The organism is Gammaproteobacteria bacterium (assembly GCA_016195665.1).
Classification (GTDB): Bacteria; Pseudomonadota; Gammaproteobacteria; order SURF-13; family SURF-13; genus JACPZD01.
Map to the genome: position 1 here is coordinate 1 of JACPZD010000002.1, position 19,194 is coordinate 19,194.

The 19,194-nt window shown below is 57.4% G+C and carries 14 protein-coding genes and 2 pseudogenes; 1 reads left to right on the forward strand and 15 read right to left on the reverse strand.

The genetic code is table 11. The features are described 5' to 3' along the window. Nucleotides 1-148 precede the first annotated feature (148 nt). Nucleotides 149-1,084, forward strand: coding sequence for a CHAD domain-containing protein (locus tag HY028_01795; GenBank protein ID MBI3343603.1), 936 nt, complete (start codon nt 149-151; stop codon nt 1,082-1,084). Between the two features lie 359 nt (nt 1,085-1,443). On the opposite strand, the pseudogene HY028_01800 reads toward HY028_01795, so the two are convergent. The 15 genes and pseudogenes from HY028_01800 to mtnA all read right to left on the reverse strand — a co-directional run bounded on the left by HY028_01800 (nt 1,444) and on the right by mtnA (nt 18,928). Next, nucleotides 1,444-1,956: pseudogene (locus tag HY028_01800) on the reverse strand (efflux RND transporter permease subunit). A gap of 122 nt (nt 1,957-2,078) precedes the next feature. Continuing rightward, on the reverse strand, nt 2,079-2,336 hold the full coding sequence (locus tag HY028_01805) for a UBP-type zinc finger domain-containing protein (GenBank protein ID MBI3343604.1): 258 nt from the start codon (nt 2,334-2,336) through the stop codon (nt 2,079-2,081). Between the two features lie 13 nt (nt 2,337-2,349). Next, a complete protein-coding gene (gene pyrF / locus HY028_01810; protein MBI3343605.1) occupies nt 2,350-3,066 on the reverse strand; it encodes an orotidine-5'-phosphate decarboxylase in 717 nt (238 codons plus the stop codon). Beyond that, nucleotides 3,047-4,213: a lipopolysaccharide assembly protein LapB gene (lapB, locus tag HY028_01815; GenBank protein ID MBI3343606.1), complete on the reverse strand. Its 1,167-nt coding sequence runs from the start codon at nt 4,211-4,213 to the stop codon at nt 3,047-3,049. The genes pyrF and lapB overlap by 20 nt, the downstream gene beginning before the upstream one ends. Further along, the gene (locus HY028_01820; GenBank protein MBI3343607.1) at nt 4,213-4,623 is read right to left on the reverse strand and encodes a LapA family protein; all 411 of its coding nucleotides are present in this window, start codon (nt 4,621-4,623) and stop codon (nt 4,213-4,215) included. The genes lapB and HY028_01820 overlap by 1 nt, the downstream gene beginning before the upstream one ends. Nucleotides 4,624-4,775: 152 nt before the next feature. After that, complete coding sequence (locus HY028_01825; GenBank protein MBI3343608.1) at nt 4,776-5,063, reverse strand: integration host factor subunit beta; 288 nt, start codon at nt 5,061-5,063, stop codon at nt 4,776-4,778. A gap of 241 nt (nt 5,064-5,304) precedes the next feature. Next, nucleotides 5,305-6,981, reverse strand: coding sequence for a 30S ribosomal protein S1 (gene rpsA, locus HY028_01830; GenBank protein ID MBI3343609.1), 1,677 nt, complete (start codon nt 6,979-6,981; stop codon nt 5,305-5,307). A 251-nt stretch (nt 6,982-7,232) separates the two neighbouring features. Then, the gene (cmk, locus tag HY028_01835) at nt 7,233-7,919 is read right to left on the reverse strand and encodes a (d)CMP kinase (GenBank protein MBI3343610.1); all 687 of its coding nucleotides are present in this window, start codon (nt 7,917-7,919) and stop codon (nt 7,233-7,235) included. A 39-nt stretch (nt 7,920-7,958) separates the two neighbouring features. After that, nucleotides 7,959-10,139 (reverse strand): annotated as a pseudogene (locus HY028_01840) (bifunctional prephenate dehydrogenase/3-phosphoshikimate 1-carboxyvinyltransferase). Continuing rightward, the gene (locus HY028_01845) at nt 10,130-11,239 is read right to left on the reverse strand and encodes a histidinol-phosphate transaminase (protein MBI3343611.1); all 1,110 of its coding nucleotides are present in this window, start codon (nt 11,237-11,239) and stop codon (nt 10,130-10,132) included. The pseudogene HY028_01840 and the gene HY028_01845 overlap by 10 nt, the downstream one beginning before the upstream one ends. Before the next feature lie 164 nt (nt 11,240-11,403). After that, on the reverse strand, nt 11,404-12,483 hold the full coding sequence (gene pheA, locus HY028_01850; GenBank protein MBI3343612.1) for a prephenate dehydratase: 1,080 nt from the start codon (nt 12,481-12,483) through the stop codon (nt 11,404-11,406). Nucleotides 12,484-12,587: 104 nt separating this feature from the next. Continuing rightward, nucleotides 12,588-13,751, reverse strand: a complete 1,164-nt coding sequence (locus HY028_01855; GenBank protein MBI3343613.1) for a phosphoglycerate dehydrogenase — start codon at nt 13,749-13,751, stop codon at nt 12,588-12,590. 266 nt (nt 13,752-14,017) lie between these two features. Further along, nucleotides 14,018-15,103, reverse strand: coding sequence for a 3-phosphoserine/phosphohydroxythreonine transaminase (gene serC, locus HY028_01860; GenBank protein ID MBI3343614.1), 1,086 nt, complete (start codon nt 15,101-15,103; stop codon nt 14,018-14,020). Between the two features lie 68 nt (nt 15,104-15,171). After that, on the reverse strand, nt 15,172-17,772 hold the full coding sequence (gene gyrA / locus HY028_01865; GenBank protein MBI3343615.1) for a DNA gyrase subunit A: 2,601 nt from the start codon (nt 17,770-17,772) through the stop codon (nt 15,172-15,174). Nucleotides 17,773-17,902: 130 nt separating this feature from the next. Then, a complete protein-coding gene (gene mtnA / locus HY028_01870; protein MBI3343616.1) occupies nt 17,903-18,928 on the reverse strand; it encodes an S-methyl-5-thioribose-1-phosphate isomerase in 1,026 nt (341 codons plus the stop codon). Between the last annotated feature and the right edge of the window lie 266 nt (nt 18,929-19,194).

Sequence of the window (19,194 nt, forward strand, 5' to 3'; positions counted from 1 at the left end):
ATTGCGCAAGGCCGCCAAACGTACAGTCAGCGATTTGTGGGATGAAATCGGAAAACTCCTTGATGCGTTCTCGCTAGACGAATGCAAAAACTATTTTGCGTCTTCTGGATATGTATGTGCTTAAATCAAAAATGCTCTAGTAATCAGTATGGCGATACCTTCATCCCAGCTGCTCACTCTCCCAGTTAAGACAGCTGCCCGTCTCCTTGCCCTTGCTTTGCTCGAAGAAATACAGCGCGCACAACAGCGTCTTGATGATCCTAAAGACACTGAAGCCCTGCATGATTTCCGCGTCGCATTGCGGCGCTTACGTAGCTGTTTGCGTGCCTACAAACCTTATCTCAGAGAGAGTCTATCCAAGACGATGCGCCGTCAATTGCGTGAGCTGGCCGCTGTGACACGCACGAGCCGTGACCTCGAAGTACAGCTTGCCTGGCTGTATAAACAACTCTCCCGGCTTGGCGCCCGGCAGCGTATCGGAGCGCGCAGGATGCTCCAAAAGCTGAAAGACCGCAAAACGGTAGCCGATCGTGAACTTCATCGTTATATCACCACAACCTTCAGCCACATCCAAGCTAGACTCGAGCGGCGCTTGTCTTTCTATACCGTAACCGTGAGCTTGCATAAATCATCACATGAACAAAGTTACGCGGGGGTCGCTGCAGAGCGGATCGTACAATTAGGGCAAACATTGCAACAGCATCTTTCAAAAGTCCAATCAATAACCGATGAGCAAGAAGCTCATCAAGCTCGTATCGCAGGCAAGCATTTGCGTTATCTGTTGGAGCCCTTCGCTGAGTCATTAGAGGGTGATGCGATGCTCATTGAACAGTTGGAATCCTTGCAGGATCTGCTCGGTGACTTGCACGATGCACAAATACTTGCCAATGAGATCGACATTGCCAGCCAGCAGTGGCCGAACGAAGCCCAGGAGATCCGCGGACTCACGGCGCTCGCTAATCGGCTCAGCAAACTTACTCAAAAGGCGTTTGCAAAGTTGGAGGCCGGCTGGCTGGATGAACATGGCAAGGTTTTTTTCACAACGCTGCATGACGTCGCTAAAAACCTGTTAAGGAACCCCTGATGTGTCAGAGGTTCCGTGTGGTACAGGGGCGAGCAGCTTTGCTGCGAGCGGGTAAGCCACGGACGGCTTACCCTGGTCTGCAAGCGGGGCGGAATCCGAGAGCACCGCGAGCACCGCCATTTCTCAACTCTATCGGCCCGGCATCAGGACTCCGTAGATACTCATAAGTCAGTAAGTAAGACTACACTTCCTGCTACGTCCCCGCCCCCTATGTAGGGGGGTGAGGCAGCGAAGCTGCCGAACGGGTGCACAGGGATGTGCACCCTGGACTTTTGCGCGGCGCAGGAAGCACAGCGCAGAAGACAGGGTGGGGGTAGGTATAACAGGGTATTTACTCAGGAGTCACGTCATAAGCATTGTTACCCTACTTTGTGACTCCTGAGTAACGCCGGCTCGGCGGCAACAGCCTTACTGCGTCTGCTTCTTAGCAACACGTAAAACATCGGCGTGAGCAGCAGGCCGAACAAGGTGACGCCAAGCATTCCGGCGAATACCGCGACGCCCACCACGTCCCGGCCCTGCATCTCCAGTTCACGCGCGAACTCGACGATCAGGATCGCATTTTTGCACGCCAGCCCCACCAACACAATAAATCCGATCTGGGTGAAGATATTATTATCGTTGCCGGTGAACCACACACCTGCGATGGCGCATAACAGACACATCGGCACAATCAAAATCACCGCGAGCGGCAGCGTCCAGCTTTCGTAGAGCGCGGCGAGCACCAGAAACACCAGCAGCACGCACAGCGGGAACACCAGAATGGCGGTGTTACCGGCGAGGATTTGCTGATAGGTGAGATCGGTCCATTCAAAGGTGATGCCGTTCGGCAGCGTTTCCCTGGCGAGTTTTTCGATGAGCGCCTGCGCCTGGTTGGGGCTTAAGCCCAACGCGATTAAGAATTCACTGCGCCGCGAAGATCTCGACTCCCGCTTTCCAGGTCTGTTGGACGCTGTGTTACGCGCCTCGAAACCGCTTTAGCTTCCTGACGGGCTTAAAGATAGGTCTGATCCACATAGCACCAACGCCACTCTTCGCCCGGTTCAAAGGATTGAATAATAGGATGACCGGTGCCGTGAAAACGCCTGGTTGCGTGTTTATTCTTCGACGAGTCGCAGCAATCCACATGCCCACAGATCAAACATAGACGCAGTTGTACCCCTTCGTCTCCAGTCTTGAGACAGCCTTCACAGCCCGGCGCGCTGGGTGTCACTTTTTGGATTTGATCAAGATGTGTGCATTGCGCGGTCATGGCCTGGCTCCTTTCATATTATTACTTCAGCAAGTTCCACTTGGATACTTATCAGGGTGCGACCAGGATCGGCGGCCGCGGTAATCGGCCGTCCTATAACCAGATAATCAGCGCCCTGCCGCAGCGCCTCCGCCGGCGTCATGGTGCGCTTTTGATCGCCCTTATCCGCACCCTGTGGGCGCACACCGGGCGTAATCAGGCGAAATTCCTTACCGTGGGCGGCTCGCAGCGCCGAGGCTTCCCAGGGTGAACAGACGACGCCGTCCATACCCGCTTGTTCGGCCAAAGCGGCCAGGCGCATGACATGTTCCTGCGGAGCTCCCGCAAGGCCGATTTCGAGGAGATCGTTGGCATCGAGGCTGGTGAGAATGGTGACGGCAATTAATAACGGGGGTTTGGATTGCGAGCTGATCGCCGCACGCGCCGCCTCCATCATCTTGCGTCCGCCCAGGGCATGGACGTTTATCATCCACACGCCGAGATCCGCGGCCGCAATGCAGGCCTGCGCCACAGTATTTGGAATGTCGTGAAATTTCAAATCGAGAAAGACATCGAAGCCCTGCTTCACTATCTTCTCTACTAATACCGGGCCGCCCCTGCAGAATAGTTCTTTGCCGACCTTTACACGGCATTGCTTCGGATCGAGGCGGCTCAGGAGTTCCAGCGCCTTGGACGGATCGGCAAAGTCCAGCGCGACTATAATCGGCGAGTTATTCACCTTCGACCCCATGGATAGGCTTCATGCTGTTCCAGGTCTTGCAGCTTGGACATTGCCAATGCAGCGACCTCCCTACGAATCCGCAGTGATTGCATTTATAGACGGGTTTTTCCTCGAGCAGCTTTTTTACGAGATCCCTGAGGATCAGGAGGTTGTCTCGCGCGGCGCCTTCGGAATGTGCGAGATTCAATTCGATGAGACGATCTAGGCCGCGCACCGACGGACGTTTACGAAGCTGTTCGGTAATAAAATTAGCGGCCGCATCGTCGCCTTCCTGCTGGCGCAACAGTTCGGCGAGCGCGAGTATCAGGCTGATGCTATTGTGCTTGGCAAGGATCTGTTTTAGATAGGCGATGATCTCGCTGGTCTGCCCCAATTTGTTGTAGCAATCGAGCAGCGGCTCGATGATTTCAGGAAGATAATCAGGGTCCTGCTGCTCGACCCGCTTGAAAGTGCGAATGGCTGCCTTGCAATCTCCCGCCTCCACTTCCATGTCTCCCTGCAGTAAGCTTGCCCTGACACAGTTGCGATCGAATTCCAGTGCGCGTTCGATCATCTGCGCGGCTTGCTCGAGATCTCGCCGCTCCCGCGCCTGTTCGGCCAATTCGCAGTAATAATGGGCGATGACCTCGGAGCAACTTTTACCGCTGACCTCTTCCCATCTTTTCGTTACAGCTATCGCCTTATCCCATTCCTTTTCCTGCTGATAGATATCAATCAGGTGCCGCAGCGCCGGTGCGGTATGGTCGTTCATCTCGATCAGCTCCAGGAACAAGGTCTCGGCGCGGTCGAATAATCCCGCCCGCATATAATCCTGACCCAACTCCAGCAGAGCCAGTGTACGCAACTGACGGCTTAAGGAGGGACGGGCGATAAGATTCTGGTGGATGCGGATGGCGCGGTCCACCTCGCCGCGGCGCCGGAACAGGTTGCCCAGGGCCAGGTGAGTCTCCGCCGTTTCGCTGTCCACCTCCAGCATCTTGAGGAATACTTCTATGGCCTTATCGGGCTGCTCGTTGAGCAGATAATTGAGCCCCTTGAAATAATGAGACGACAGGCCGGGGGTTTTGTAATGCGCGCTGCGGTTGCTGTCGCGCTTGGCGATCCACCAACCCGAGACGGCCGCCACAGGCAACAAGAGCCACAGCAATTCCCACACTATTCAGTCCCTTTGAGAGGCAGGGCCCGCAGATTCGTGATCTCTTCCTGAGCAAGCTGTGCCGACTTGCGAAGCGTGCCCACCTCTCTCTTCAAGCGCAGCAACATACCCATGCACGCCAGGATGCCGAACGCCACCCCCAAGGTCATGGCTGTAACCAGGAGCAGCGATAACGGGGCCTGCCAACTGCCGAAGTAATAATCGAGCTTGACGGGATCTGCGTTGAGCACCGCGAAGCTCAAACCCAGGAGCAGGATGATAAAGAAAAACACTAAACGGATAATACGCACGATGCCACCTCTGACGTACAGGGACGTACTAATGTCGGTCGCTCCCGGCATCTTGCCTCCCATGCCGTACAGGGATGTGCCAATGTCGCGGGAGGCAAGATGCCGGGAGCGACACTGCACAGGATAAGCCTAATAGCGAGGTTGAATCAATCATTACCGGAGCCGTCGCTCCTGCACATCCATGCGCCCGCGACATTAGTACGTCCCTGTACGTCAAAAAAAAACGGCATGGGCTTTTCAGCGCATGCCGTGCGGGTTTTGCACGCCGGTACTTATTTCATGCCGCTATTGACTCGTTCACGCAACTCTTTGCCCGGCTTGAAGTGAGGCACATACTTTCCATACAGCGACACCGGGTCACCCGTCTTGGGGTTGCGGCCGACACGAGGCGGCCGGTAATGCAGGGAAAAACTGCCGAAGCCGCGGATCTCGATCCGCTGACCGTTGGCGAGCGCCTGCCCCATCTGATCGAGCATGGTCTTCACTGTCAGCTCTATATCCTTATAGGCCAACTGAGTCTGCTTGCGGGAGAGTATCTCTATGAGTTCCGATTTCGTCATAATCTGTATCCCTCAGTAGAATCCGTTAAGGATCTCTGTTTATACAGAGATTCCTGCGGTACACGGATGTGCCGCCATTTTTCAAATACGTACGTATTTGAAAAATGAAGAAAGGCAAAAACCACGTTTTCGCTTTTTGCCGGGCAGGAAGCCCCAATGCCGCGGGCGCAGGGATGCGCAGGAGCGGCCGTCTCTGAAAATTCCATGGATGGAATTATTCAGAGTTTCCTTAGGACAGACTTCAGGCGTTTTTGGTCTCCATCTGCTTCTTGAGGATATCGCCTAAAGTGGTGTTGCTTACCGAGCCGCCACGACTGTAATCCTGAACGGCCTCCGCCTCTTCATCACTGGCCTTGGCCTTCATGGAAAGCGTAATGGTGCGGTTTTTTCGGTCTACGCCCAGGAACTTGGACTCCACCTCATCGCCCACCTTCAGCACGGTGCGGACATCTTCGACGCGGTCACGCGATAATTCCGAGGCGCGCAGGTGTCCTTCCACGCCTTCCGCCAGTTGCAGCACGGCCCCTTTCGCGTCCACCTCTTTCACGACGCCTTTTACAACGCTGCCCTTGGTGTGTTCGGCGACAAAATTGGAGAAGGGATCTTTATCAAGCTGTTTGACGCCCAATGAAATGCGCTCACGCTCCGGGTCCACCGCGAGGATCACGGTTTCCAGTTCATCGCCTTTCTTGTAGTTACGCACGGCCTCTTCGCCGGGGGTGTTCCAGGAGATGTCCGACAAGTGCACCAGGCCGTCTATGCCGCCGTCAAGGCCGATGAAAATACCAAAGTCGGTGATGGATTTGATCTTGCCTGTGATGTGATCGCCCTTGTTGTGCGTGGTAGAGAATTCTTCCCAGGGGTTGGGCTTGCACTGCTTCATGCCGAGCGAGATGCGTCGGCGCTCTTCGTCAATGTCCAGCACCGTGACCTCGACCTCGTCACCGAGCTGCACCAGCTTGGAGGGATGAACGTTTTTGTTGGTCCAATCCATTTCGGAGACGTGCACCAGACCCTCTATACCCTCTTCGATCTCGACGAAACAACCGTAATCGGCGATATTGGAAATCTTACCGAACAGGCGTGTGCCTTGCGGGTATCGGCGGGCGAGATAGACCCACGGGTCGTCGCCCATCTGCTTGAGGCCCAGTGAAACGCGATTGCGCTCCTTGTCGAACTTGAGCACCTTGACATCAATCTCATCGCCCACCTTCACCACGTCGCTGGGGTGTTTGACCCGCTTCCAGGCCATATCGGTGATATGCAGCAGGCCGTCTATGCCGCCGAGATCCACAAAGGCGCCGTAATCGGTGAGGTTTTTGACCACACCCTTGACGATCTCGCCCTCTTGCAGAGTCCCCAGCAGGGTCTCGCGCTCAGAACTCGTCTCGGTTTCAACCACGGCGCGCCGTGAGACAACAACGTTGTTGCGTTTGCGATCCAGCTTGATGACCTTGAATTCGAGCTCTTTCCCTTCCAGATGGGTAGTGTCGCGCACCGGGCGCACATCCACGAGCGAACCGGGCAAAAAGGCGCGGATCTCGCTGATGTCCACGGTAAACCCGCCCTTGACCTTGCCGCTGATAATACCGGTGATGGTGTCGCTTGCTTCAAAGGCGCGCTCGAGGCGTACCCAGGTTTGGTCACGCTTGGCCTTTTCACGCGATAATTTGGTTTCGCCAAAGCCGTCTTCCAGCATATCCAGCGCTACATCTACTTGATCTCCGACGGCTACTTCGAGACTGCCGTCCTCGTTGTAGAATTGTTCGATGGGGATGACACCCTCCGACTTGAGGCCGGCGTTCACGATCACCACATCGCGCCCGATATGGACTACTGTACCCGTCACAATCGAGCCCGGACGCATCTGTTTGGTCGTCAGACTCTGTTCAAACAATTCCGCAAAATTTTCCATCATACCCAAATCCTTGACCAATAAATAAAACTGGCCGTTACTCCAAAAAGGCGCCTATGCGCGTTGATAAAATAGTCCGTGTTGGCCGCGCCAATACCGGACCGCCTGATGAATCTACTGCTGCACTACTCTGAAAGCATCTAACAAAAAACGATTTACCGCAGAGGACGCAGAGGAGAATCAACCCGTCTTTAATCGTATCCCTCTGCGTCCTCTGCGGTAAATTATTTATGGATAAGCTCTAAGTGTGACGGCTAACGCCGGGCGTGTTCACGCCATAAGTCCATCACGCGAGCGGCGACCTGCTCGATAGTGAGATCCGAACTATCCAGCACCACTGCATCGTTGGCTGGCGCCATGGGCGCCACACAGCGCGTGCTGTCGCGCACATCCCGTTCAGCTATCTCTTCCACAAGGTTAGGAATTTTAACATCAACCCCTTTGTCTTTCAACTGCTTATAGCGCCTGAGGGCGCGCCTTTCCGCGCTTGCGGTCAAGAATATTTTGAGATCGGCATCCGGAAAAACCACGCTGCCCATATCCCGGCCGTCGGCGACGAGACCCGGCGGGGCGCGAAAGGCCCGCTGACGATCCAGCAGGGCCTCACGCACGGCGGGCAAGGCCGCGACCTTGGAGGCGTCGTTCCCGCACTGTTCGCTGCGCAACATCTCGCCGACGTCCTCCCCTTCCAGCATGACCTGATTCTGCGAGGGCGGTTGCCCTACAGTTCCAGCGACAAATTGCACGTCCAGTTTTTTGGCCAAGGTGGCGAGCGCCGCCTCATTGTCCAAAGGAATACCGCCCCGACGCGCCGCCAAGGCCAACAGCCGGTACAGCGCGCCGCTGTCCAGCAGATTCCAGCCCAAACGCTGGGCGACGATCTGACTGATCGTACCCTTTCCCGACCCGCTGGGTCCGTCTATGGTGATAACCGGGATCACAAAGGCAGATACAAGGGAAAAGATACAAGTTTCATCTTGTCACTGGTCACTTGCCGTTATATCCAACCCGGCGCGACGCGCGAGGTCCACAAAACCGGGAAACGAGGTATTGACGTTGGCACAGTCGCGGACGGTGATAGCGTCGGTGGTACAGAGCGCCGCGATGGCGAACGACATGGCGATACGATGATCGCCGCGGCTCTCTATCACCCCGCCACCCAACTGTCCGCCCTCAATGATAATCCCATCCGGGGTAGGCCGCGCATGGATACCCAAGACCCGCAGGCCGTCGGTCATCACCTGGATACGGTCACTCTCCTTCACGCGCAGTTCCTCGGCCCCGCGCAACACCGTTTTACCCTCGGCGCAAGCGGCGGCGATAAATATGGCAGGAAACTCATCTATGGCAAGCGGCACCTGATCCAGCGGAATCTCTATACCTCGCAACCGGCTGCAACGCACGCGGATGTCGGCGACCGGCTCGCCGCCGGCTTCACGTGAGCTGAGCAATTCGATATCTGCACCCATCAGCTTAAGGATATTGATGGCGCCGATGCGTGTAGGATTGATGCCGACATGCTCCAACGTAAGATCAGAACCGGGCGCAATGCTCGCACCTACCATAAAAAAGGCCGCCGAGGAGATGTCGGCGGGCACGTCTATTGCCGTAGCCTTTAGTTGTCCCCCTCCATTAAGGCAGATTTTATTGCCCTGCCGGCTGACGGCATAACCGAAACCCGTCAGCATGCGCTCGGTGTGATCGCGGGTCGGCGCGGGCTCCGTCACGCAGGTGCGGCCGTTGGCATACAGCCCCGCGAGCAGCAGGGACGATTTCACCTGTGCGCTCGCCACCGGCATGACGTAGTCAATTCCGGTGAGCTTTTGGCCGCCGTGAATCTTAAGCGGCGCGGTACCCTGCCCTGTCGCATCAATGCGCGCACCCATGCGCGCCAGCGGCTCCGTCACCCGCTTCATCGGCCGGCGCGACAGCGATTCATCGCCCACCAGCATGCTATCGAAATTTTGCCCCGCCAAAAGGCCGGAGAGCAAGCGCATCGAGGTCCCCGAGTTCCCCAGATCCAGCGGCCCGGAAGGCGCCTTAAGCCCATGCAGCCCAACGCCATGAATCGTGAGACGACCCTGTTTCGGCCCCTCTATCTTCACCCCCATCGCGCGAAACGCGGCCAACGTCGCCAGACTGTCTTCTCCCTCCAAAAAACCGCGCACCTCTGTGACGCCTTCGGCAATCGAACCCAGCATGACGGCGCGGTGCGAGATGGATTTATCTCCCGGCACTCGCAGACGGCCTTGCAATTGACCGCCGGGGTTTACGTTATAGGCAATCATTTGAGCTTAACTATTATTCAGCGCATCACGCGCCGCCTTCGCGCGGCTAAGCAGGGCGAGCAGGGCGGCACTGTCTTTGTCGCGTAAGGCTGCTCCAAAGTGATTAAGGTCAGCGCTAAATTTTTCAATCATCTTCAATATCGCTTCGCGATTGGCCAAACAAATATCGCGCCACATCACCGGATCACTGGCGGCGATGCGTGTGAAGTCACGAAACCCCCCGGCGGCAAAACGGAAGATGTCGGCGTGCTGCTCCATGCGCGCCAGCGTGTCCACCAGCGTGTACGCCAGCACGTGCGGCAAATGGCTGGTCGCCGCCAGTATCTCGTCATGCGCGCGCGCATCCATCTGCACGACTTCTGCTCCCGCCTGCTCCCACATCATGCGCACCTTGTTAAGCGCCTGTGTATCGGTCTCCGGCAAGGGTGTCAGCACCACGCGGCGTTTCTGGAACATCTGCGCGGATGACGCTTCTACCCCACTCTGTTCCATGCCGGCGATGGGATGGCCCGGCACGAAGTTGCCAGGCACTTTGCCAAACACCGCACGCGCCGCTTCAATCACACTCTGTTTGGTGCTGCCTGCATCGGTAATAACAGTCTTGGCATCCAGATGACCCTTGAGCTGGCGCAGTATCGCCTCGGTACTTCCCACGGGCACAGCCAGCACGATCATATCCGCACCTGCGGCCGCCCTTGCAATATCGGTGTCGTAGCGGTCTATCACACCGAGTTCAACGGCCTTTTTTAATTGCGCGCTGTTACGATTGCTACCGACGATCTCCTTGCATGCCCCGGCCTTCTTGAGCGCGCGAGCGAGCGAACCGCCGATGAGCCCGACGCCGATGATAAGCAAGCGATTGATCAGCGGCATGATGCCAAGACCTTCTTCAGCGCTTCGATGCAACGCTCATTTTCTTGAGGTAATCCGACGGTAACGCGCAAATGGCGCGGCATACCATAATTGGCCACCGGGCGCACGATCACACCTTCGCGTAACAGCGCTTCGTAAATGGGCGCCGCGGGCCGGCCTACATCCACAGCGACGAAATTGCCGGCGGAAAGGATGCAGGGAAGCTGCATCGCCGCAAACGCCTCGGTCAATTGTTTCATCCCTTGCCGGTTGACCTCCAGGCTGCGGGCGATATGCTCCACGTCATCCAGCGCGGCCTCGGCCGCGAGTTGCGCAAGACTGTTGACATTAAACGGCTGGCGCACGCGATCGAGCAGATTGGCCACTTCCGGGTGCGCGACGCCATAACCGATGCGCAAGCCCGCCAAGCCATAAATCTTGGAAAAGGTGCGTGCGACAATGAGGTTGGAATAGTTGTCCAGCCATTGCAAGGCATCGGGATAATCGGGACAGGCATCGCAGGCATATTCAAAATAGGCCTCATCCACCACCACCATGACATGGGAGGGCAGGCTACTGATAAAATCCTCCAGCGGTTTGGCCGCAAGCCAGGTACCCGTGGGGTTATTGGGATTGGCAATAAAAATCAGCCGCGTGCGTTCATTGACCAAACCACGCATGGCCTCCAGGTCATGACCCCAGTCACGCGCCGGCGCAACCCGCGCACGCGCGCCGACTATCTGGGTGACAATCGGGTAGACCGCGAAGGCATGCTCCGAAAAAATGACCTCGTGTTCGGGTGTAACAAAGGCACGCGCGGCAAATTCCAGAATGTCATTGGAGCCATTGCCCAAGGTGATTTGGTTTTCGTGCACGCCGGGCCGTGCGGCCAATTTCGCCTTCAGTGCAAAACAACCGCCATCGGGGTAACGCGCCAGATCGTGCAACCCCTCGCGGACCGCCGCTACCGCCAGCGGGCTCGGCCCCAGCGGATTTTCGTTGGAGGCAAGCTTGATCGCGTTCGTCACGCCGTATTCGCGCTCCAATTCAGCGAGGGGCTTGCCCGGCACATACGGTTGCACACACCGGATACCCGGCACGGCGAGATCAATAAATGACATAGAGTATATCCACAAATAGTTCCCCTGTGTCCCTTGCAGTGAAAAGGCTTCACCGCTGAGGACGCGGAGGAAAAGCAAACTATTTTGATCGCACCCCTCTGCGTCCTCTGCGGTGAATTATTTATTATTTATGGAAAGTTCATACTCATCAACGCTGAGTAAGGTTAAGGAATGGCACGCGGATAAGAGCCCAGAACTTTTACAAACGACGCCTCCGCCCCCAACTCTTTGAGGGTCTCTGCAACGTCCGGATCCTGGCTGTGCCCGTCGAGGTCTACGAAGAACACATAGTCCCACGCGGCCTGCCGCGAGGGACGCGACTCGATGCGCGTCAGGCTGATGTTGTAGCGGGCGAACGGTTGCAGCAAATGATACAAGGCGCCCGGCCGATTGCCGGTTGAAATCATAAGTGAGGTCTTGTCGTTGCCGCTGGGCGGCGCCGACTGACGGCCGATGACCAGAAAGCGCGTGGTGTTATTCGCCTCATCCTCGATATCCGCCGCCAACACTTTCAGCCGATAGATTTCGGCAGCGTTGGTTCCGGCGATCGCGGCCACACCGGTTTCCTGCGCGGCGCGCCTCGCCCCTTCGGCATTGCTGCGCACCGCCATGCGCTCGACGCCGGGCAGGTGCGCGTCCAGCCAACGACGGCACTGGGCCAGGGCCTGCTGATGGGCATAGACGCAGGTGACGGACTTGAGATCCTCCATGCGTCCCAACAGATGGTGATGGATGCGTAATTCGATCTCGCCGGAAATCCTCAAGGGGGAGGTCATGAACATGTCCAGGGTATGATTGACCACACCCTCGGAGGAATTCTCGACAGGCACCACGCCATAGGCCATGGCGCCCGCCTCGACATCATGAAAAACCTGCTCGATGGACGATTGCGGCATTAACTGCACCGAGTGGCCGAAGTGTTTTAAGGCGGCGGTCTGGGTGAAAGTGCCTTCAGGACCCAGATAGGCAACGCGCATCGGCTGCTCCAGGGCGCGGCACACCGACATCAGTTCACGGAACAGACAGGCAAGATCCTCGTCACTCAGCGGCCCTTGATTACGAGCCGCAACCTTGCGCAAAATCTCCGCCTCACGCTCGGGCCGGTAACAGTCGGCGCTCTCCCCCAATTCCTGCTTGACCTGGCCCACCTCTTTGACCAGCGCCGCGCGCGCGCTGATTAAGGTCTGGATACGTTCGTCCAGATCATCAATACGGCTGCGTAGCGAGGATAGTTTGTCATCCATAATTAAAGGCAGATACAAGGAAAAAGATACAAGATACAAGTAACCACAAAAATCCCAGATGATTTTGAACTTGTATCTTGCACCTTAGTATCTTGTATCTATTTTTACAACGTCCTTACCGACAACACGCCCTCGATAGCCCGAATTTCTTTAATCACGGACTCAGGGATAGGGCTTGCCGCATCTGCGAGCGTAAACGCGTAGTCGCCGCGCGACTTGTTGAGCAGGTCCACAATGTTGAGCCCGGCCTTGGCCATGGTCGTGGAGATCTGCCCTACCATGTTGGGGACATTGGCGTTGGCGATGGCGATGCGGTAACCCTCGTTGCGCGGCATGATGACCTCGGGATAATTCACCGAATTTTTGATATTGCCGTTCTCGAGAAAGTCGCTCACCTGCTCCGCCGCCATGACGGCGCAGTTATCCTCCGCCTCGGCGGTGGAGGCCCCGAGGTGCGGCAGCGCGATGACGCGCGGGTTGTTTTTGAACAGGTTGCTCGGAAAGTCGCAGACATAGGCGTAGACCTTGCCCGTCTTGATCGCCTCGTCAAGCGCCGGGTCATCAATGATCCCCTCGCGCGCGAAGTTGAGCAGCACTACGCCGGTTTTCATCAGCTTGAAACGCTGGGCATTAATGAGATGGCGCGTGGCGTCGCTCAACGGCACGTGCAGCGAGATAAAATCCGACTTGCCGATAAGCTCGTCCACGCTGGCGGCCTGCTGCACGTTCGAAGAGAGCTTCCACGCCCCTTGCACAGTGATACCCGGATCAAAGCCGATTACCTTCATCCCCAAGGCGAGCGCCATATTGGCCACCTCGCGCCCGATGGCGCCGAGACCGATCACCCCCAGCGTCCGGCCGGGCAGCTCAAATCCCGCAAAATTCTTTTTACCCTCCTCGACCAGCTTGTTGAGGGTGGCATCGTCGCCTTGCAGGTGACGGGAAAAATCCCACGCCTGGCAGATGTTACGGCAGGCGAGCAGCATCCCCGCCAATACCAGTTCCTTCACCGCGTTGGCATTCGCCCCCGGCGCGTTGAACACCGGGATACCGAGCTTGCTCAGCTTATCCACCGGGATATTATTGACGCCCGCCCCAGCGCGGCCTACCGCCTTGAGGCTGGCCGGAATTTCCATGTCGTGCATCTTGTAAGAACGCAGCAGAATGGCGTCTGGATTTTTGGTCTCCGAGGCAACCTCATATTTGTCGCGCGGCAGCCGCTCCAAGCCCACCGCGGAGATGCTATTCAAAGTAAGAATTTTATACATTAGTTTTTCCCCGATTAAGAGCATATCCATAAATAGTTCCCCTGCGTCCCTTGCGGTGAAAAAGCTTCACCGCGGAGGACGCGGAGGACGCGGAGGAGAAACAAATCCTTCTTGATTCCTCTGCGCCCTCTGCGGTAAATTATTTATGGATAAGTTCTAAATCTCACGCACAGGCGCGAAATGCAGATACAAGAGGAAAGATACAAGATACAAGTTAAAAACCTGCCCAATGCTTTGTGTAGTTCCCTTGTATCTTTTCCCTGTGGTTAACCATTCCGCCGCTTAAATTCCGCCATGAATTCCACCAGCGTATCCACGCCTTGTTCCGGCATGGCGTTATAAATACTGGCCCGCATGCCGCCCACCGAGCGATGCCCCGCCAGGGTCACGAGGCCGGCCTGCTTGGCCTCACTGAGGAAAGTATTGTCGAGCTTGGGATCGGCCAGCGTAAACGGCACGTTCATCCACGACCGGCTCGCCTTCTCCACCGGATTGCGATAGTAGCCGCCGGAGTTGTCTATGCAGGCATAGAGTTTGTCGGCCTTGCGCTTGTTGAGATTGGCCATCGCCGTCAGCCCACCCTGACGTTTGATCCAGTCGAACACCAGGCCCGCGATATACCAGCTATAGGTCGCCGGGGTGTTATACATCGAACCGCTGTCGGCGTGTATCTTGTAGTCCAGCATGCGCGGCGTGCCCGCAATGGTCTGACCTATCAGATCCTCGCGCACAATCACCACGGTGAGTCCCGCCGGGCCGATATTCTTCTGCGCGCCCGCATAGATGACGCCGAACTTGCTCACATCCACCGGACGCGACAGGATAGTAGAGGACATGTCCGCCACCAGCGGCACGGCGCCGGTCTCGGGCGCCCAGTGAAACTCCACGCCGCCAATGGTCTCGTTGGGCGTGTAGTGCACATAAGCGGCCTGCGGGTCGAGCTGCCATTCCTTCCGAGGCGGAACACGGGTGAATTTATCGGCCTCGGTGCTGGCGGCGACGTTGACCTTGCAATAGCGCTGCGCCTCGGCAATCGCCTTCTGCGACCACTCACCGGTGTTGATGTAGTCGGCCTTATCTTTCCCCCGCAACAGATTCATCGGCGCCATGGCGAATTGGAGGCTGGCCCCGCCTTGCAGGAACAGCACCTTGTAATTTGCGGGGATGGCCATGAGCTCGCGCAGGTCGGCCTCGGCCTGGGCGGCGATCGCCATGAATTCCGTGCCGCGATGGCTCATCTCCATCACTGACATCCCGGAGCCGTTCCACTCCGCCAGTTCTGCACTGGCGCGTTGCAACACCTCGAGAGGCAACACGGCCGGGCCGGGACTGAAATTATACACACGAGACATAATAAAATCCTTATAACTACAGAGAAAAGATACAAGAGAACTACACAAATAAAGTTGGGCTTGTTTTTTTAACTTGTATCTTGTCTCTTTTCTCCTGTATCTGAATTATGCGGCTTAGCCTCGGCGCCATTCTGATCCTGCTCGGTGTCCACAATCCGTTCCGCCGCCACCAGCTTCTCACCCTCACTGAGACTAATCAGCTTCACTCCCTGGGTATTGCGCCCCACGCTGGAGATTTCCCTGACGCGCGTGCGCACCAAGGTACCGCCGTTGGTCACCAGCATCAGCTCATCTTCCTCACCCACTAACGCCGCGCTCACCACCTGGCCGTTACGCTCGCTGGTTTGGATAGAAATCACACCTTGGCCGCCGCGGCCTTGCACAGGATACTCTTCAATAGGAGTGCGCTTGCCATAACCGTTTTCCGTTGCGGTCAACACCATGCCGGGGGCGGCGATAATCAATGAGATGACGCGCTGGTCCGGCGGGAGACGGATACCGCGCACGCCGCAGGCGGTGCGGCCCATGGCGCGCACCTCGTCCTCGGGGAAGCGGATCACCTTGCCGGCGCTGGTAAACAGCATGATGTCCTTGCTGCCGTCGGTGATCGCCACCCCGACCAGTTGATCGTCCGCGCGCAGATCCACGGCGATGATGCCGCTGCTGCGCTGGCGCGCGAATTCGGTCAGGGCGGTCTTTTTCACCGTGCCGCTGGCGGTGGCCATGACGATGTACTGGTTGGGCAAAAATTCATGCACCGGCAGGATGGCGTTGATGCGCTCGCCCTCTTCCAGCGGCAGCAGATTGACGATCGGCTTGCCCAAGGCCGCGCGCCCGGCCTGCGGCAACCCGTAGACCTTGAGCCAGTAAGCCTTGCCCCGGCTGGAAAAGCACAAAATGGTGTCGTGGGAACTGGCGACAAATAACTTCTCCACGAAGTCTTCGTCCCTGACGCTGGTAATCTGCTTGCCCTTGCCGCCACGGCGCTGGGCGCTATAGAGTGACAATGGCTGGGCCTTGGCATAGCCCGCGTGCGACAGGGTCACGACCATGTCCTCGACACTGATCAGGTCTTCGGTACGCAGATCCGATTGATCGGAAAGGATCTCGGTGCGGCGCGCGTCGCCATACTGCTCGCGGATCTGGATCAACTCATCACGGATCACCTGCATCAACCTTTCGGTGCGGGCCAGAATATCAAGTAAATTATTAACAGTATCAATTATTCCATTGAATTCACTTATTATTTTTTCTTGCTCTAATCCCGTGAGGCGATGCAGGCGCAAGTCCAGGATGGCTTGAGCCTGAGTCTCCGAAAGACGGTAACCCGCCCCGCTCAAACCCACCCCGGGCGGCAGGTCTAAGGGCCTTGCGGCAGCCACTCCGGCACGGGAGAGCATCTCCGTCACCGCGCCGGACGTCCACAGCGTTTGCGTCAAGCCGAGCTTGGCCGCTGCCGGGTCGGGCGAGGACTTAATCAGCGCGATGACCGCATCAATATTGGCGATCGCCACCGCCAGGCCTTCCAGGATATGCCCCCGCTCGCGGGCCTTGCGCAGTTCAAATATCGTGCGCCGCGTAACCACCTCGGAGCGATGGCGGACGAACTGCTCCAGGATCTGCTTGAGATTGAGCAGCCGCGGCTCGCCCTCCACCAGGGCCACCAGGTTGATGCCGAACACGCTCTGCATCGCGGTGTGCTGATACAGATTGTTGATCACCACCTCCGCTATCTCGCCGCGGCGCAGTTCGATCACCATGCGCATGCCGTCCTTGTCGGACTCGTCGCGCAGCTCGGTGATGCCCTCGACTCTTTTCTCCTTGACCAGCTCGGCGATCTTCTCCATGAGGCGCGCCTTGTTGACCTGGTAGGGCAACTCGGTGACGATGATGCTTTGTTTGCCGCCGCGATGTTCGTCAATCTCGATTTCGGTGCGGGCGCGCACATAGATGCGGCCGCGACCGGTGTGGTAGGCCTCATGGATGCCGCGCGCGCCGTTGATGATGGCGGCGGTGGGAAAGTCCGGGCCGGGGATGTACTTCATCAAGGCCGGGATGTCCATGCTGGGATTATCGATCAGGGCAAGACAGGCGTTGACGACCTCGATGAGGTTGTGCGGCGGGATGTTGGTGGCCATGCCCACCGCAATACCCGAGGAGCCGTTGATGAGCAGATTGGGGATGCGGGCCGGCAGCACCGCGGGCTCGCGCTCGGATTCGTCGTAGTTGGGAACGAAGTCTACGGTCTCCTTGTCGAGATCGGCCAGCATCTCGTGCGCGATGCGCGACATGCGCACCTCGGTATAACGCATCGCGGCGGGCGAGTCGCCGTCCACCGAGCCGAAGTTGCCCTGCCCATCCACCAGCATGTAACGCAGCGAAAAAGGCTGCGCCATGCGCACGATGGTGTCGTAGACCGCGGTATCGCCGTGCGGGTGGTATTTACCGATCACGTCGCCCACCACGCGGGCGGATTTCTTATACGGCTTGTTCCAGTCGTTGCCCAGCTCCTGCATGGCGAACAGCACGCGGCGGTGCACCGGTTTGAGGCCGTCGCGCACGTCCGGCAGCGCCCTGCCCACGATCACGCTCATGGCGTAATCGAGGTACGATTGTTTCATCTCCTCTTCGATATTGATCGGGAGGACTTCTTTGGCAAAATCAACCATCAGGCGGGATGTATCCTGTGCGGACGAGACATGCGTTCAGGGAATTTCAGGCTGCTATTTTTAATCCGAATATGTTACCACATCCGCATACCTGAATGCGCCGAAAATGAGACAAAAACCGGCGGGGTGGTTAGGGCGTACGCATCAATTCGATCATCTTTTCACGATCAGGCCTGAGGACCACGCCGCGCTCGGTCACCAGGGCGTCTATCAGGGCGGCGGGTGTCACATCAAAGGCCGGATTCCATGCCCCGGCGTCTCCGGGGGCAATGGCCTGGCCGTTAAGCGTAAGGACTTCCGCGGCGGCGCGTACTTCGATCGGGATGTCCGCACCGGAGGCCACCTTCATATCTATTGTCGAGGCCGGGGCAACTACCATAAACTTGACCCCGTGGTGACGGGCGGCAATAGCCAGACTGTAGGTGCCAATCTTGTTGGCGACGTCACCGTTGGCGGCGATCCGGTCGGCGCCTACGATGACCCACTGTATCATTCCCAGACGCAATAACGCCGCTGCCGCGGCATCGGCGATCAGAGTCACCGGAATATGTTCCTGCAGCAGCTCCCAGGCCGTCAGACGCGCCCCCTGTAGCCAGGGCCGGGTCTCGCCCGCATAGACCTGCGTGACCTTACCCTGGGCATAGGCGGCGCGGATCACCCCCAGCGCCGTCCCATAGCCCCCGGTGGCCAATGACCCCGTATTGCAATGAGTTAACACCCCGTTTCGCCCCTCCAGCAAGGCCGCTCCGAGCTGACCCATGCGCCGGTTGGCCGCAACGTCCTCCTCATGGATCTTTTTCGCCTCGGCAAACAAGGCCTGGGTGGGGTCGCCGCTGGCGTGTTTGATCGCACCCCGCATCCGTTCCAGCGCCCAAAACAGGCTAACGGCGGTAGGCCGGGAAGCGGCCAGCAGCGCCAGATCCTGCTCGACATCCTGCCTCCAGCTCCCCGGTGAGGCCGCGTAGCGCGCCGCCCCCGCCAGCGCCGCGCCGTAGGCCGCGGCGATACCGATGGCGGGTGCGCCGCGGACCGCCATGTCACGGATAGCGCTTGCCACGCCGGCAGCATCTTTGCATATGACAAATTCATGACGCTGGGGCAGGAGGCGCTGATCGAGCAGCCTAAGCGTCCCCTCTTGCCATTGTAGGGTCCTAATCGTGTCGTAATTAATGATAAAACTCCGGGAAAATGGCCTAAAAAAGGCGGCAAAAAGGCTTTATTTTCTACCGCAGTATGGTAGATTATAAATTAAATGTGTATTCTGGTGAGCAGGCCTTATCAGAACTCACCAGTTAAAACCATTGTCGTCCAAGCCGATTTTGGGTATAGTGGGATACAATTTCAACACTAATTAAGGAGCACGAATTATGCACAAAACAATTAAGAATCTGATCGTGAGCAGTGCGGTAGTCCTCACCTCGC

Coding starts and splice junctions, on each gene's coding strand:
- gyrA (MBI3343615.1), bottom strand. CDS start 17,772: ATGGTTGATTTTGCCAAAGAAGTCCTCCCGATCAATATCGAAGAGGAG.
- HY028_01805 (MBI3343604.1), bottom strand. CDS start 2,336: ATGACCGCGCAATGCACACATCTTGATCAAATCCAAAAAGTGACACCC.
- pheA (MBI3343612.1), bottom strand. CDS start 12,483: ATGGATGACAAACTATCCTCGCTACGCAGCCGTATTGATGATCTGGAC.
- rpsA (MBI3343609.1), bottom strand. CDS start 6,981: ATGATGGAAAATTTTGCGGAATTGTTTGAACAGAGTCTGACGACCAAA.
- HY028_01855 (MBI3343613.1), bottom strand. CDS start 13,751: ATGTATAAAATTCTTACTTTGAATAGCATCTCCGCGGTGGGCTTGGAG.
- HY028_01845 (MBI3343611.1), bottom strand. CDS start 11,239: ATGTCATTTATTGATCTCGCCGTGCCGGGTATCCGGTGTGTGCAACCG.
- HY028_01825 (MBI3343608.1), bottom strand. CDS start 5,063: ATGACGAAATCGGAACTCATAGAGATACTCTCCCGCAAGCAGACTCAG.
- pyrF (MBI3343605.1), bottom strand. CDS start 3,066: ATGGGGTCGAAGGTGAATAACTCGCCGATTATAGTCGCGCTGGACTTT.
- HY028_01795 (MBI3343603.1), top strand. CDS start 149: ATGGCGATACCTTCATCCCAGCTGCTCACTCTCCCAGTTAAGACAGCT.
- serC (MBI3343614.1), bottom strand. CDS start 15,103: ATGTCTCGTGTGTATAATTTCAGTCCCGGCCCGGCCGTGTTGCCTCTC.